Source organism: Alistipes sp. AF48-12, assembly GCF_003477565.1.
GTDB classification, from domain to species: Bacteria; Bacteroidota; Bacteroidia; order Bacteroidales; family Rikenellaceae; genus Alistipes_A; species Alistipes_A hominis.
This window is the reverse complement of record NZ_QUDJ01000015.1, coordinates 3,645-17,501: the sequence shown is the minus strand read 5'-3', so window position 1 is coordinate 17,501 and position 13,857 is coordinate 3,645. Positions and strand designations below refer to the sequence as shown.

The 13,857-nt window shown below is 54.6% G+C and carries 18 protein-coding genes and 3 pseudogenes; 12 read left to right on the top strand and 9 right to left on the bottom strand.

The window, feature by feature from the left end:
- Window positions 1-6: 6 nt before the first annotated feature.
- From traK to DW082_RS10095, 10 genes and pseudogenes are all read left to right on the top strand, one after another.
- Window positions 7-630, top strand: a complete 624-nt coding sequence (traK, locus tag DW082_RS10145; protein ID WP_004295450.1) for a conjugative transposon protein TraK — start codon at window positions 7-9, stop codon at window positions 628-630.
- Between the two features lie 4 nt (window positions 631-634).
- Window positions 635-934, top strand: a complete 300-nt coding sequence (locus DW082_RS10140) for a TraL conjugative transposon family protein (protein WP_004295449.1) — start codon at window positions 635-637, stop codon at window positions 932-934.
- Complete coding sequence (traM, locus tag DW082_RS10135; RefSeq protein WP_017141464.1) at window positions 909-2,189, top strand: conjugative transposon protein TraM; 1,281 nt, start codon at window positions 909-911, stop codon at window positions 2,187-2,189. Before DW082_RS10140 ends, traM begins: the two co-directional genes overlap by 26 nt.
- Before the next feature lie 72 nt (window positions 2,190-2,261).
- Window positions 2,262-3,182, top strand: coding sequence for a conjugative transposon protein TraN (traN, locus tag DW082_RS10130; protein WP_004295447.1), 921 nt, complete (start codon window positions 2,262-2,264; stop codon window positions 3,180-3,182).
- A gap of 1 nt (window position 3,183) precedes the next feature.
- Window positions 3,184-3,768: a conjugal transfer protein TraO gene (locus DW082_RS10125; protein ID WP_118458468.1), complete on the top strand. Its 585-nt coding sequence runs from the start codon at window positions 3,184-3,186 to the stop codon at window positions 3,766-3,768.
- A 13-nt stretch (window positions 3,769-3,781) separates the two neighbouring features.
- Window positions 3,782-4,225, top strand: coding sequence for a DUF3872 domain-containing protein (locus DW082_RS10120; protein ID WP_118458466.1), 444 nt, complete (start codon window positions 3,782-3,784; stop codon window positions 4,223-4,225).
- A 63-nt stretch (window positions 4,226-4,288) separates the two neighbouring features.
- A pseudogene (locus DW082_RS10115) lies at window positions 4,289-6,240 on the top strand (DUF4116 domain-containing protein).
- 361 nt (window positions 6,241-6,601) lie between these two features.
- Complete coding sequence (locus tag DW082_RS10105) at window positions 6,602-6,988, top strand: hypothetical protein (protein ID WP_004295441.1); 387 nt, start codon at window positions 6,602-6,604, stop codon at window positions 6,986-6,988.
- A 46-nt stretch (window positions 6,989-7,034) separates the two neighbouring features.
- A complete protein-coding gene (locus DW082_RS10100; protein WP_014775357.1) occupies window positions 7,035-7,583 on the top strand; it encodes a helix-turn-helix domain-containing protein in 549 nt (182 codons plus the stop codon).
- Window positions 7,514-8,401, top strand: coding sequence for an IS3 family transposase (locus DW082_RS10095; protein WP_117615371.1), 888 nt, complete (start codon window positions 7,514-7,516; stop codon window positions 8,399-8,401). The genes DW082_RS10100 and DW082_RS10095 overlap by 70 nt, the downstream gene beginning before the upstream one ends.
- Window positions 8,402-8,470: 69 nt before the next feature.
- On the opposite strand, the gene DW082_RS10090 is transcribed toward DW082_RS10095, so the two are convergent.
- From DW082_RS10090 to DW082_RS10050, 9 genes and pseudogenes are all read right to left on the bottom strand, one after another.
- On the bottom strand, window positions 8,471-8,674 hold the full coding sequence (locus tag DW082_RS10090; protein ID WP_004295440.1) for a hypothetical protein: 204 nt from the start codon (window positions 8,672-8,674) through the stop codon (window positions 8,471-8,473).
- Complete coding sequence (locus DW082_RS10085; protein WP_004295439.1) at window positions 8,658-8,837, bottom strand: hypothetical protein; 180 nt, start codon at window positions 8,835-8,837, stop codon at window positions 8,658-8,660. Before DW082_RS10085 ends, DW082_RS10090 begins: the two co-directional genes overlap by 17 nt.
- A gap of 4 nt (window positions 8,838-8,841) precedes the next feature.
- Complete coding sequence (locus DW082_RS10080) at window positions 8,842-9,108, bottom strand: DUF6956 domain-containing protein (RefSeq protein WP_004295438.1); 267 nt, start codon at window positions 9,106-9,108, stop codon at window positions 8,842-8,844.
- Between the two features lie 46 nt (window positions 9,109-9,154).
- A complete protein-coding gene (locus DW082_RS10075; protein WP_004295436.1) occupies window positions 9,155-9,472 on the bottom strand; it encodes a hypothetical protein in 318 nt (105 codons plus the stop codon).
- A gap of 42 nt (window positions 9,473-9,514) precedes the next feature.
- Window positions 9,515-9,841: a hypothetical protein gene (locus DW082_RS10070; RefSeq protein ID WP_004295437.1), complete on the bottom strand. Its 327-nt coding sequence runs from the start codon at window positions 9,839-9,841 to the stop codon at window positions 9,515-9,517.
- Window positions 9,842-9,881: 40 nt separating this feature from the next.
- Window positions 9,882-11,165 (bottom strand): PcfJ domain-containing protein, encoded by a 1,284-nt coding sequence (locus DW082_RS10065; protein ID WP_009123635.1) that lies wholly within the window; start codon window positions 11,163-11,165, stop codon window positions 9,882-9,884.
- Between the two features lie 2 nt (window positions 11,166-11,167).
- Window positions 11,168-11,577, bottom strand: a pseudogene (locus DW082_RS10060) (PcfK-like family protein).
- 45 nt (window positions 11,578-11,622) lie between these two features.
- On the bottom strand, window positions 11,623-12,615 hold the full coding sequence (locus DW082_RS10055; RefSeq protein WP_118032984.1) for a hypothetical protein: 993 nt from the start codon (window positions 12,613-12,615) through the stop codon (window positions 11,623-11,625).
- Between the two features lie 12 nt (window positions 12,616-12,627).
- Complete coding sequence (locus tag DW082_RS10050) at window positions 12,628-12,879, bottom strand: hypothetical protein (protein ID WP_004303766.1); 252 nt, start codon at window positions 12,877-12,879, stop codon at window positions 12,628-12,630.
- A gap of 542 nt (window positions 12,880-13,421) precedes the next feature.
- On the opposite strand from DW082_RS10050, the gene DW082_RS10040 reads away from it, so the two are divergent.
- Both DW082_RS10040 and DW082_RS15110 read left to right on the top strand, forming a co-directional pair.
- Window positions 13,422-13,715 carry a helix-turn-helix domain-containing protein gene (locus DW082_RS10040; RefSeq protein ID WP_004319131.1) on the top strand — a complete coding sequence of 98 codons (294 nt, stop codon included), beginning with the start codon at window positions 13,422-13,424 and terminating at the stop codon, window positions 13,713-13,715.
- Window positions 13,712-13,857 (top strand): annotated as a pseudogene (locus DW082_RS15110) (DNA-binding protein); the annotation flags it as partial. The gene DW082_RS10040 and the pseudogene DW082_RS15110, both read left to right, overlap by 4 nt.

Sequence of the window (13,857 nt, the reverse complement as noted above, 5' to 3'; positions counted from 1 at the left end):
TGGACAATGGAATTCAAGTCATTAAAAAACATCGAAACAAGTTTCAGGCAGATTCGGCTTTTCGGTATCGTGTTCCTCTGCCTGTGCGCGCTGGTATCCGTGTTCAGCGTGGTCGCGAGCTTCCGTTTCGCCGAAAAGCAGCGCGAGAAGATCTACGTCCTGGACGGGGGCAAGTCGCTGATGCTGGCGCTCTCGCAGGATTTGAGCCAGAACCGCCCCGTGGAGGCGCGCGAACATATCCGGCGTTTTCACGAGTTGTTCTTCACCCTCTCGCCCGACCGTGCGGCCATCGAGAGCAACATCAACCGCGCGCTGTTCCTGGTCGATAAGAGCGCCTTCGCCTATTACCAGGACATGCAGGAGAAAGGTTACTACAACCGTGTGGTGTCGGGGAACATCAGCCAGCGTATCGAGGTGGACTCCGTGGTGTGCGACTTCAACGCCTATCCCTACCGGGCCATGACCTATGCCCGGCAAATGATTGTCCGCGAGAGCAACATCACCGAGCGTTCGCTGGTCACGCGCTGCGAGCTGATCAACTCGGGGCGTTCGGACAATAACCCGCAGGGTTTCATCATGGAGAAATTCGAGATTCTGGAGAACCGCGATTTACGTACATTAAAAAGATAAGGTTATGGCAAAGAAGAGAATAAAGGCTTTCGGGGAGTGGGTCGAAGACCACCTGCGCCGCGCTTGCGGGGCGCTCTCGCCCGATAAGCGGATTATCGTGATCCTCACGCTGCTCTTGTTCTTTTCCGTCTTGTCGCTCTACTTTACCGTGTCTTCCATCTACCGCTTCGGCAAGGGAGCCGGGGAACGGATGCAGATACGGCATATCGAGCGGCTGGAACTGGAATTAAGACAACGACAGGAGGCCGACAGTGTAAAACATCTAAAAGATTTCAATTATGACGACGAACGAAAAACAGAATAAACAGCCGGAGGCGGGGAAAAAGGAACTCACGCCCCGGCAGATACAGATGCGGAAGAAGATGGTGGTCTTCCCGCTCTTTTTCCTGGCCTTTGCCGGGTGCATGTGGCTGATCTTCTCCCCCGGCGAAAAAGAACGGGAGGAGCCTTCGGCGGGTTTCAACACGGAGCTGCCGACCCCGGAATCGGAGGGTATCCTCTCGGACAAGCGTGATGCCTACGTGCAGGAGGAGATGCGGCGCAGGGAGCGGGAAAAGATGCGCTCCTTGCAGGATTTCGCGTTCGGGATGGAGGACGAGGAGGAAGAGCCCGTCATGCCCGCTGCCGTGCCGGATAAGTCTTCCGGCCCTGCCGGCGGTTCGTCGGGAGCTTTCCGGACTTCCCGTGCCGCCTATGCCGACATCAACCGCCAGTTAGGCAGTTTCTACGAGGACACCGCCGGTGAAACGGGGGAAGAGCGCGAGATGCAGGCCCGCATCGAGGAACTGGAACGCCGCCTGGAAGAACAGCAGGCGCAGAAAACGGCCCAGGAGGAGCAGGTGGCGCTGCTGGAGAAGTCCTACGAGATCGCCGCCCGCTACATGAATGGCGGTCAAGCCCCTGAAGCCCCGCGTCAGAAAGCCTCCGTTTCCGGCAAGGCTTCCGTGCAGCCCGTGCGCCAGGTGCGCCGTAACATCGTGTCGCTGCTCGCCGCCCCGCTGCCCGATTCGGTCTTCGCCCGTGAGTTCGTCAAGCCCCGGAACTGGGGTTTCAACACGGTGGGGAGCGACCTTCGCGAGCCCGAGCGCAACAGTATCCGTGCCGCCGTGCAGCAAACCGTGACGCTCACCGATGGCGGGGAGGTTACTTTCCGGCTGCTGGAACCGATGATGGCGGGAGAGCTGCTCATCCCCTCGGGTACGCCCGTAACGGGGGCGGCGAGGATCAACGGCGAACGGCTGACGGTCAAGGTCAGCGCTGTCCAGCACGGCGGGGCGGTCGTTCCGGTCGATCTGTCGGTCTATGACACGAACGGCAACGAGGGTATTCCCGTGCCGGGGTCGGAAGAACTCAATGCCGTGAAGGAGATCGCCGCCAATATGGGTGCGGGCATGGGCAGCAGTATCACGATCACGGACGATGCCGGTTCGCAACTGCTCTCCGACCTGGGGCGCAGCGCCATCCAGGGCGTGTCGCAATACGTGAGCAAGAAGATGCGCTCGGTCAAGGTCACGCTCAAGGCCGGTTACAGCGTCCTGCTGCTCCCGCCCCTTCAATAAGGGTACAAACGACGTACTTCCGTACACCACTGAAAAAATCCATTTTTATCAACAATCAAAAAATTATCGAGTATGAAAAAGATTCTTCTGGCACTCGCTTTTATCGGGTGCATGTTCGCTGCCCACGCGCAGGAAAAGCCCTCCACGGGCGATTTGTACGACGGTCTTACCCGTCCGCTGACCTTCAACCGGGTTATCCCGCCCTACGCGCTGGAGGTGACGTTCAGCAAGACCGTTCATGTGATTTTCCCCTCGGCCATCCGTTACGTCGATCTGGGGTCTTCGGATCTTCTGGCGGCGAAAGCCGACGGCACGGAAAACGTGCTGCGTGTAAAGGCGGCCCTGCGTGATTTCTCGCGCGAGAGCAACCTTTCGGTCATTACCGAGGACGGGGCCTATTACAGCTTCAATGTCAAGTATGCCGACGAGCCGGTGAAACTGTCGGTCGAGATGGCGGACTTCCTGCATGGCGGGGAGGCGGTAAACCGCCCCAATAATGCGCTGGACATCTATTTGCAGGAGTTGGGATGCGAATCTCCGCTGCTGGTCAAACTGATCATGCAGTCCATTTACAAGAATGACCGCCGCGAGATCAAGCATATCGGTTGCAAGCGTTTCGGGGTACAATACCTCCTCAAAGGTATCTACGTGCATAACGACCTGCTTTATTTCCACCTCCAACTGAAAAACTCCTCCAACGTGCCTTTCAACGTGGACTACCTGACGTTCAAGATTACGGACAAGAAGGTGGCCAAACGCACGGCCATCCAGGAGCAGGTCGTATGGCCCGTGCGTGCGTACAACAACGTGCAGGTCATCGGCGGCAAGCGTACCGAGCGCATGGTCTTCACGCTCCCGAAGTTCACGCTGGCCGACGACAAGCAGCTGGTCGTGGAACTGCACGAGCAGCAGGGCGGGCGACACCAGACTTTCACGGTGGAGAATGCCGACCTGGTGCGCGCACGTGTTATCAACGAGTTAAAGGTAAAGTGATATGAAACGGGCGATATTCATTCTCACGCTGGGGTTATGCCTCCTCCTTTCGGACGGGGCGCACGCCCAGCGTGCCCTGCCCGCCATGCGCGGGCTGGAAATACGGGGAGGCATGACCGACGGCTTCTATACCCGGGACAGCCGCAGCGAAACGGGCTACTGGTTCGGGCTGGCCATGAGCCGCTACGCGAAGAATGCCGACAAGTGGGTGTTCGGCGCGGAGTTCCTGAACCGTTATTACCCCTACAAGTCGGAACGTATCCCTGTGGCGCAGTTCACTGCCGAGGGCGGTTACTATTACAAGTTCCTCGCCGACCCGTCCAGGACTTTTTTCTTCTACCTCGGCGGCTCGGCGCTGGCCGGTTACGAGAGTGTGAACCGGGGCGAAAGGCAGCTCTATGACGGCTCTACGCTCCGCCACCGCGACCGTTTCCTCTATGGCGGGGCCGTCACGCTGGAGGTCGATGCGTACCTGACCGACAGGATTATCCTCTCGCTGACGGGGCGTGAGCGTATCCTATGGGGCACTACAACGGGACATTTCCACGCGCAGTTCGGCCTGGGCGTGAAATTCATAATCCATTAAACTTGCAAGCGACATGAAAAAGATGAAAAAGATATTGGCCATGGCGGTCTGGATCGCCGCCCTGGGTCTTTTATGCGCATCCTGCGACAACGGGCTGGATATACAGCAGGCGTACACGTTCTCTCTGGAAACGATGCCCGTTCAGAAGCGAATCTCCGTTGGTGAAACCGCTGAAATCCGCTGCACGCTCGTGCGGGAGGGGAGATATGACGGCGCGCGTTACACGATCCGCTATTTCCAGCCCGACGGGCGCGGTGAGTTGAGGATGGACGACGGTACGGTGTTCCTGCCCAACGACCGCTATCCGCTCGACCGTGAGGTGTTCCGCCTCTATTACACATCGCGCAGCGATGACCAGCAGACCATCGACGTCTATGTCGAGGACAACACGGGTCAGGTCGTGAAGACCTCCTTCACGTTCCAGAGCGAGAACGGGACGGAGGAAACGGAACGATAACGGAATATGTCTAACCAAGAGAAGCGCCCGTCACCCGGGCGCTTTCCATAAATACTGAAAACCATGACAGAGCAAGAGAGAATAGATATAGCCTATCTCGATACGGGGGTGTACGAGAACCCGTGGCGCGAGAACCTTTTCGAGACGCTGCCCGAGGATCGGAAAACGGCGGAAGTCTGCCGTTTCGCCATCAAGAAATCGGCTTTCAACATCGAGTTCGTTCCCGAAGCGATGAAAACGCCGGAACTTTGTCTTGCCGCGGCCGGCCACCGGGGCGAAACACTGAAATTCGTCCCTGACCGTCTGAAGACACCGAAAATGTGCCGTGCCGCCGTCGATAGCAACAGCTACGCGCTGTATTACGTTCCGGAGGGGTTGAAGACCCCCGAACTGTGCATGGCGGCCGTGAAGCGCAACGGTCTGGTGCTGGAGGCCGTCCCCGGGGAATTGAGGACGCCGCAAATATGCCGTGCGGCGTTGAAAGCGGTGGACAGTGCCGATTACAAGATACTCCCTTACATTCCGTATCCCGATATATGCCTGGAAGGGCTGAAAAAATTCGGGATGTCGTTCGTGGACAAGTTCGAGATTTTCGCCTCCATTGCCCCGGAGGTCATGACCGGGGAACTGGCCCTTCACGGCGTGGGGATGGACGCGTCCTGCCTTTCGCTCGTGCCGGTGGAACTGCGCACGGAGGCAGTCTGCCTGCGTGCCGTCAGCGGGGACGGCATCCTGCTCCATGAAGTGCCGGAGGAATTACGCACGGAACGGGTCTGCGAGGCCGCCGTGTCCTCGAACTACCTGGCACTGGAGTACGTTCCGAAACATCTGAAAACCGACCGTCTGTGCGGGATGGCGCTGGAGCGCGATCCCCTGGCCATCCGCTTTTTCAACCCCGAACAGCTCACGCCGGAGGTCTGCAACCGGGCGTTGGCCCGTACCGACGACCTGCGTGTCCTCCGCTATATCCCCTTCGAGGAGATACACCTGAAAGTGTTGGGGTTCTATTGCACGAATTACGATAAGACCTCGATTTTTTGGAGAACATGAACCCCTGGTTCCTCACGCCGAGGGTGGCCCGGGAAATTTTCGCCCTGGAGCCGGAGCTGTTCTACAACCTTCCCGACCACGCCAAGAACGAGGAGATGTGCCGCCGGGCCGTCTGGCACGACGGGAGCTACCTGCAATATGTCCCCGAGAAGTGGAAAACGCCGGAGTTGTGCATGGAGGCCATACGGCGCAGTCCCTATGCCATCGCCCACCTGCCCGAGAGCATGAAAAGCCCGGATCTATACATGAGCCTGGTGCGGGAGAACCCGCAAAACCTGAAAGGCGTCCCCCGCGAAGCCCGGACGCCGGAGATGAGCCGGGAGGCTTTCGAGCGTACCTACGGGAAGGACAAAACCGATTTCTCGGTTATCAGCGCGTTGAGCGACCCCGCCCTGGTCTTGCAGGTGTTCCGCGAGCAGGACGACCCGCAGCAGATACACCGGTTGATGAGTGTCCTGCACCTGAACCGCCGGCTTGTAACGGAGGAGGTGGCGTTGGAGGCCGTTCGCAAGGATGCGGGGGTGCTGTACGACATTCCCCAGAGGGCCATCACGCCGCTCGTGGCCGATACGGCCGTGCGGGGCGACCCGAGGATGATCCAGTGGGTTCCGAGGGAGCTTCGCACGGCGGATCTGTGCCTCTATGCCGAGGCCGCCCATCCCGAGTTGCGGGTTTACGTTCCCGACGAAATAGCAAAGGGACGTAATATCTACTCGTTCCACCGTCAGGTGGACGCGAAATTGCGGCAGCCGCTCGAATACGAACAATACAAGACCCTCTACTCGGGCGGCGCGGTGCGTGTGAACAACGTGTGGACGTCGGTTGCGGGTGAGATTGACTGCTGCGAGGTGCGTTACGACCGTAAGACGGAGAAACTCAAACTGCGGATCGTCGAACCGCCCAGGGAGAAGAAGGCGCAGCCGAAGGTCGCGCCCCGCAAACCCGCCCGGGGGCCGAAATTGTAGGACGGCGGGTAGTTCTTTGGCAGGAAGGTTGTTAAAAATCGCACGTGTTGTCGCCGATACCCGAATGAAATCGTTATATTTGCAATCGAATCCTCCGGCGGCGTGCCGCCGGGCGATTTACATACGGAAGGAACACATTATGGTGGGGCATTGAAAACAGCCAAATTTTAATCCGCTCGCAAAATAATGGGTAGTTCTCTTCTTCATCGTCGTGTCTATATGCGTCAAGCGTATGCGATAGCGGCGTGGGGAGAAATTATCTATCGAGTGGATGGGTGCTTGGCTGTACCTCAATGCCGGTATTTAACGTATTCTCACGCCTTTTTCGTATGGTATTTGTCTGAACCTAAAGAAAAGCGATATGGAAACGAAATCGACAAATGAGGTAAAGGGTGATTACGACCGGGTATCGGCGAGTGAATGCCTGGGGTCGCTAATCGAGTTGCACGGGATTGTCATGGAAGACGATCTGTTCGTCATTCCCGATGCGGATGGCACGGCAGTATTATACAATGACGGGAAGATACGTTTTGACGAGATCGCCGACATCGAGGTCGGCTCGGTGTTTGTGGGCATCCTGCTCCGCAACGGCTATCTGTTCTACCTTTCCCGTACCGAACCGCTCAAGACGTGCATATACACGCATGGCGGGTGGGGTTCAATCTCTGAAATTTCTCCCCGTGGCATTGCCGGACATATCGGGCGTGAACTGCACGGGAAGCTGGGCGACCATACGGCGGTCGATTGACGGGAAACAAAAAAATCGGACGGTTGTTTGTACTGCACCCCAAAAGTTGGACACTTTTGGGGTGTTTTTTATGAAATATAATTATGAGATTCGTTTAAAGGCCGTAAAACTGGTACTCGAAGGCGGACTTTCGGTTAGGGAAGCCGGATGTCACTTGGGCTGTGGCCGCTCGCAAGTTCACTTGTGGGTAACATTATTCGAGCGCCATGGCCTTGCCGGCCTTAAGCTGCGCCACGGTAGCTACAGTGCAGAATTTAAGTTGTCAGTTTTGAAGCATATGCACCAAAATCATCTATCTTTGCTGGAGACAGCAGTGCATTTCGGCATTCCGGGCCCTTTTGTTATTCGTCAATGGGAGCGGCTCTATCAAAACCAAGGTGCTGAAGGCCTGCGGCGTAAACCGCAAAGAAGGAGGCCGGCCATGAGTAAATCGAAGACTAAAAAAGTCAAACTCAAAACGACTCCGCACGAAGAGTTGCTTAAGGAACTGGAGTATCTTCGTGCCGAGAATGCTTACTTAAAAAAATTGCAGGCCTTAGTCGAGGAGCGCATTGTCCGCGAGAGCGGGAAAGAGCCCAAGCCATCGAAGGACTAAGGCCGCAGTGCCGGCTTTCAGTATTGCTCAAAGCCGCAGGGATGGCGCGAAGCACATTTTATTATCACTTCAGAAAATCAAAACAACCCGATAAATATGCTCGCGAAAAAGAGAGTATTATAAGGTTATATCACGAACATAAGGGGCGTTATGGTTATCGGCGCATTACCGTTGAAATGAATAAGATCGGATATGCGATAAATCACAAAACCGTACTTAAGCTGATGAATATTTGCGGGATAAAAAGTCAGGTCAGGCTCCGTAAATACTGTTCATACAAAGGACAGATCGGACGGATAGCGCCCAATCTTCTGCAACGCGACTTTGCAGCCGAAAAACCGAATCAGAAGTGGGTTACTGACCTTACGGAATTTTCGGTTTGCGGCGTAAAGTTATATCTATCGCCGATTATGGACTTATATAACCGGGAGATTATTAGCTATAAAATAGCTGAACGCCCTAACTTTATGCAGATCATGAAGATGCTGGACGATGCGTTTGCCAGAATACCGGATTCTCCGGGTATTGTCTTGCATTCCGACCAGGGCTGGCAGTATCAGATGAAGCAGTATCAGCTCCGTTTAAGACAGAAAGGTATTACACAGAGCATGTCGCGCAAGGGTAACTGTCTGGATAACGCTGCTATGGAAAGTTTCTTTGGATTATTGAAGTCCGAATTATTATATTTGCAAAAATTCTCATCCATAGACCATTTCCGAAAAGAATTGGAAGAATATATCGACTACTACAATAACAAGCGGATAAAGAAATACTTAAACAACATGAGCCCGGTACAATACCGAACTCATGCCATCTAAACAAATACTAATCCGTCCAATATTTGGGGTGCACTTCAGTTATCGTCCGATTTTTTTCGCGTCGTATTTTCACGGCCGTTGCCTGCCGTGTTCCCGTTTCCGCCTTTGCAGGGCGAGCAGTTGCCGCAACATGTAGGCATGGTTTTCCCCCACGGTATGCCCCGAGGGCATCAGGTAGGGACTTGCGAGGCACTCCCGGCATTGGCGTACCGCCTCTTTTAAGTCGGTAACGGTTATTTCCGCTCCCGTGATGTCTTTAATCTTTGTTTCCATTCTTGTCCTGTTTTTTTGGTTCGTACCAACTGTCCCGGTAATTTTCTCCCACGAGCGAGAAAATTCCGCTCATGCCGCTTTCAGCGGCGAAATTTTTGGCTTCCCATATACCGGAAAACTCTCCCAGCAGCCGGTAGCCGATGAATAATTTGTACTTGCGCATGATTTTATCGTTTTTCCAGGTTGATAATCGGTGTGTTCTTTTGCAGCCATTCCTTCACGCTGTCCATGTTGTATTCGGATGTGATAACCGCCGTTCGGTCGTCGATTTCGGTGAAGCGCGTAGTTTCATACCCGTCGATCCACTGCTTCAGCGTGGCAACGCCCCACACCTGCGGGTCGTCGAACATGGTGTTGAGCCGCCCGATACCCTCGCCGAAGGTTACGAGCAGCGTTTCATAGGAGATTTCCTTGTTTACTTCATTCGTTTTCATATTCTCGCTTTTTACGGGCGGCTTTTGCCGCCCCGAAATTTTTTAATCAGACAAGTTCCACTCTAACCCTGCTCATGTTCGCCCAGAACACGCCGTTGCAGTAGTAGGCGTAGCCGTTATGCCAGTTGCTCCTGCGGCGTATCACGTCCTGCTCGGGTGGTCGTATCTCGATACTCGTGGTGTAGATGTTGTGTCCCACGGTAATGACGAGGTTGCACCTTCGCCATATCTCGGAATGGGTTTTGAACCCGTTTTTCCCCTCGACGAGCGCAAGGGCCGTCTTGACTGCTTCCCGAACTTCCCAATCCCACTCCCCGAAGGGTTTGAGCGGGCGTGCCATGTAGCTTTTATAGATGATTTTCATTGTTATATTTTTTTTTGTAGGGCGGCTTTCGCCGCCCCGATTTTATAATTCGACAATCCTTTCCACTCTGCCGTACAACATGGAGCGTATGCTCGTCTTGTCCACGCCCTTGTATTCCGTGTAATGCCCGTACTGCTTTACCACGAATGTTTTCAGTACATCGACAAAGTTGAAACGATACCCTAAAAGCGGAATGGAGTCCTTGAAATAGGTGTTATGGTTTACCTCACGGGTAATCCAGTCTTTCTCCTCACGGGTGAGCGTTCCCCCGTCATTGAGCCGTTTGCGTAATATGTACGCTTTTGAGCCTGCAAGGCTTTCGAGTGCGGGAACGTCCCACGACACGAATTTATATGCTATTTGGTTCATTCTATTTTGTTTTTGCGGGCGGCTTTCGCCGCCCCGATTTTTATGCTGTCATTCGTTTCCGTATAAGGGACATGTTCCCCTTCATCAGTTTCAGTATTTGCCCGTGGTATGGGGTATTCTTGTTACACACGCCACGGCTCTGCACGACCTCCATGCGTTTTAGGGACACCTCTATCGTTTCGATACGTTTGCCGTCGATTGTGGCCGAGAGTATGAGCGAGTCGGCTTTCAGATAGTATTCGTTGGTAAACACGCAATGGTGCATGGCCTCGCCCTCCTGCCGTATGGCTTCAACGCTGTCCAATACCTTGATGCAGATTTCCCCGTCGGAAAACTCCACTCCGAAAAACCGCCCTTTGGCTTCGACAAACGAGGCTTCCTGTTCCAACGCCTTGCGCCGTTCCTCCTGCCGCCGTTCCATTTGCATGTGCCGCCGTTTTTTTGCCATGTAGAGGTCATGCGCTGCGGGCAGGTCTGCGGGACACACGAAATGGGCGTTATGCAGGTCTTTCCCGAAAAATCGCAGCAGGTCGATGTAGTCGCACCATTCCGTCGGTTTCCCGATAGCGTACCCGTTACGGATGGCGATACGGATGGCCGGCCAATAGTCGGCGATATTGCGGGAGGAACGGGCGAAAAATCGCACGAGTGCCGTTTGTCCCGCTTTAAGCAGCGTTTCGGCCTTGTTCTCCGAGAGCAGCAGGTGGATAAGGTCGAAAGGGGTTACATCGGGGAGTTGTTTGCCGTAACCGCTTCGGCGCAGTTCGGGGATAAGCCGTTGCCGGGGATAGATGCGTGTGGGCGTGATGTTGTATTTCCCGTCGTTCTCCGCCCGCAGTTCCAATGCGCTCGACCAACTCCACCCGTGAACGAAGAAGCCCATCGGGCGCAGCCGTGCGAAGGTTGCGGAGCGTCCGTCGGGGGCAATCCACCGCTGTACGGCTTCGATATGGGTGTAAACGGGTGTCTGTCCCACTTTCGCCCAACACTCGATATAGACGAAGCGCAGGACTTGAAAACCCTTGCAGCGGGTTACGATGCACAAATACTCGTAATCGTTGAACTTGCGGCGCAGGGTGGTTTCCACTTTCAGCGTGGTGTGGCAGTGCGGACACTCGCACCCTAACAGATTGTCCGTGAGTTCTCCGTTTTCGCTCTGCCACGTGTGGCCGCACTCGGTGCAGGTGATAAGTCCTTTCGGCGTGCGGCGTCCGATATGCTCGATGCAGTTCTTGTACCCCCATTCGATTTGTGCGGGGGTAAGCGGCGGCAGGTGTTTGCTTGCCGCCACAACGCTCTGTTGGAATTTTGTTCTCGGTTTCATAACTAAAATAGACTGGGCATTAGTTTGTTATCTTCGATTTTCTTGGGTTTGGACTTGGCTTTCGCCAACTTGGCGTAGGCTTCGCTCTCGGCCTTCCGTATGGCGTTCCGCCGTGCCTCGGCTTTTTCCTCCTCGGTCAGTTCAACGGTGTGATTGACCACTACCTTGCAACTGACGGGTTTGCCGATGTCGATGTCCTCCTCGTCGTAATAGTGGAGTGCCATAGAGTATATTTCCTCGTCGCAAACCCGTTGCAACCGCTCTGCCGTACTTGGTTGATGATGAAAGTGCAGCAATCGTCAATGTTCTTTTTCGGGTTGGCGTATCGGGGTGCGAAAAGTTCGTCCTCCCGTGCCCGTGCGTCGAGATAGTTCTGTATCGTCAGTTTGAAATAATCTGTTCCTTGTGCCATGATTTTTTGGTATTGTGGGGCGGCGAGCCGCCCCGTGTTCAACATTTATTCGTCCTTTCCGAGAAGCCGCCGCACCTCGTCCTCTTTGGTCTTTTGGAAAATCCATCCCGCTTTCTTCTGCCCGTCATGCGTCAGCCGTGCGTTGAAGCGTCCCCCGAGTGCGTGAAGGGCGTCCTTGACGGGCTTGGTGTCCCCGAATACGGCTATCGCCTTCTCGGAATAGTCCACGATGATAAACCCGCCTTGCACGCTCGTTTCAGTGCGTTCCGCCCGTTTTTCGTCTTTCGGCTCGGGCAGACATATATTCTCCTCGTTTCCTGCGATATATGCCAGCCTGTCGATGTACCCTTCACGTGTGTAGTGGGTCAGTTTGCAGACACTCCACCCGTATTTCGGACTTTTGCCGAGCGTGAAAACGGGATAGCGGTGTTCGTTCTTGGGGTCGTATTCGGAGAGGTGCGCCGTTTGCGGGAAATTGGCCGCCGCCTTTCTCAACTCCCCGAAGCCGTTGCGGGAGGTGGCCGAAAAGCCGAGAATGACGGTACGCACGCTTCGGGTGGTCGAACACTCGTAAGAGGGGTCAGTGTATTCCGTTTCGTTGAGTTCGGCGATGATTACGCCCTGCACCCCTTCGGGCATGATGCGGCGTAACCTCTGCGCCCCTATTTCCGCTATGCGGTCATGCTCGGCTTTCTCTTTGGCGGCGGCGATGGCCTGCGCCGTGGCTTGCTCTTCCGCCTGCCCCACAAGCAAAGCCACCTCGAAAGCGTCCATGAACTCGGGGTTCACGTCGTCGTAGTACCTGCCGATACCGAATGTTTGCGAGAGGGGTCGCAGAATGTCCGTTTGGCTGATTTCCTTTGTTTCGGTATCGACCATGTGGTACACGTAGCCACGGGCGGTGTGTTCCACCTTGTAAACGACGTAACGCTTTCTGCTCGCACCCGCACCGATACCGATGATTACCTGGTTTTCCTTGACTACCTGCACCCGTGTGTCCGTGGTAGTCGCTCCGAATAATGAAATGTACTTTGTCATACCTGTAATAATTTAGAAGATGTGAGTGAATAGGAAATAGAAAAAGCCGGTTAGAGCCACGAGAGAAACAAGGCAGGAGAAAATGCCCCGCAGGATGTCATAACAGAACGTGAAGCCCAAAACGACCCAAATAAAGTCGATACCCCACACGTGGAAGCCCAAAGCCACCGCCCCGACCTTTACCGCCAACCCGACCTTTGCCTTTATGCCAAGTGGAAGGTTGGAGGATTTCTGTTTCCATTTATTTTTCTCTTCGTTTCTCATAACCTTTGACTTTTTTTTTATGCCGTAGCGGAGCCGGTATGGATGGAATCTGTTTCGGTAGCATCAAAAGGTGTCGGGGATAGCTGCTGCAAGATTTTGTCGGAAAATACGCTCGCCCGCAGGGAAAGAGGAAGATTTTGCGGCAAACCGCCCCGCGGCCCGATCTTGCAGCAGCGTGAGCCCCGTAACTACCTTTGCTACTGACAACAGATTTCCATACCGCGCTCCGCGGCATGAAAAAAAGAGAGGAAAAGGTTATGGGAGAGAAACGGGGAGAAAACGATATGCCGTGAACGCTCGCGAAAGTCGGTTCACGGCTCACCCTGCATGGAATGATAAATCGCCCGCGAACATTTCCTTTCACGGGCGATTGGCGTATCGGAGCGTGCCGATCCCGTATCGGCGGAGGATCGTTTCCGCCGGACGTGGCGCCACTCGCTGCCACTTTTAAGACGGATACGTCCATATACCACTGGCTGATAACAAGATACTGTCCATTTGTGTACTTTTGGGCATCCGGGAAACAAAAAATGAAACAGAACATGGAAATAATAAGTATGGACGTGAAGGCTTTCGACGCGCTGGCAGGGCACGTGGAAGCCATTGAAAGAAAAGCCGAGGCGTTATGCCGCAGGCAAGAGGACGTGAGTTTGAAAAAATGGCTGGACAACCAGGATGTCTGTGACGTGCTGGGTATATCGAAACGTACCCTGCAAACCTACCGGGAGAAAGGGTTGCTGCCTTTCAGCCGCATCCGTCACAAAATCTTCTACAAACCGGAAGATGTCGGGAAACTGCTGCAATCGTCGCACTATCCTAATACCGCCGCGTTATGAGCCATTATTTCATCGACAAGCACGATCCGCGTGTGGCGGATCTCTTCCGGCGTTTGGAAAAGGCCGGCAAGGCACTGGATAAACTGGAATCCTCCGGAGGCCGGACACTCAAGGGAGAGCGGTTCGTCACCGACGAGGAATT